Origin of the sequence: Haemophilus parainfluenzae (assembly GCF_003252755.1) — a bacterium.
Taxonomy (GTDB): domain Bacteria; phylum Pseudomonadota; class Gammaproteobacteria; order Enterobacterales; family Pasteurellaceae; genus Haemophilus_D; species Haemophilus_D parainfluenzae_N.
On the sequence record NZ_QEPT01000026.1, the window covers coordinates 1 to 411 of the forward strand.

At 40.1% G+C, this 411-nt stretch carries 1 tRNA gene and 1 rRNA gene; both read left to right on the forward strand.

The features are described from left to right. Positions 1-75, forward strand: a 16S ribosomal RNA gene (locus DPV95_RS10375); the annotation flags it as partial. A gap of 112 nt (positions 76-187) precedes the next feature. After that, positions 188-263 (forward strand) — tRNA-Glu (locus DPV95_RS10380). Positions 264-411 lie beyond the last annotated feature (148 nt).

Here is a 411-nt window from a genome sequence, read left to right on the forward strand (position 1 = left end):
ACGGTATGATTCATGACTGGGGTGAAGTCGTAACAAGGTAACCGTAGGGGAACCTGCGGTTGGATCACCTCCTTACCAAAAACGAGAGACAATAAGTGTCCACACAGATTGATTGATATATTGTAGAAAATGAATGAAGAGAGAAAAGTGCGTAAGCAAAGTGTAAGATAGAGTATCTTTATTTGTTGTCCCCATCGTCTAGAGGCCTAGGACATCGCCCTTTCACGGCGGTAACCGGGGTTCGAATCCCCGTGGGGACGCCAAATAAAGATAACTTTATTATCTTCTGTTCTTTAACAACCAGGAAACAAGCTGAAAAACTGAAGAGACTTTCAAGTCCTTTTAAAGGATAAGAAAAAGTCTGAGTAAGAAAAAAATCTTGATTGAACAAAAGCAATCAAGTGTTTAGTT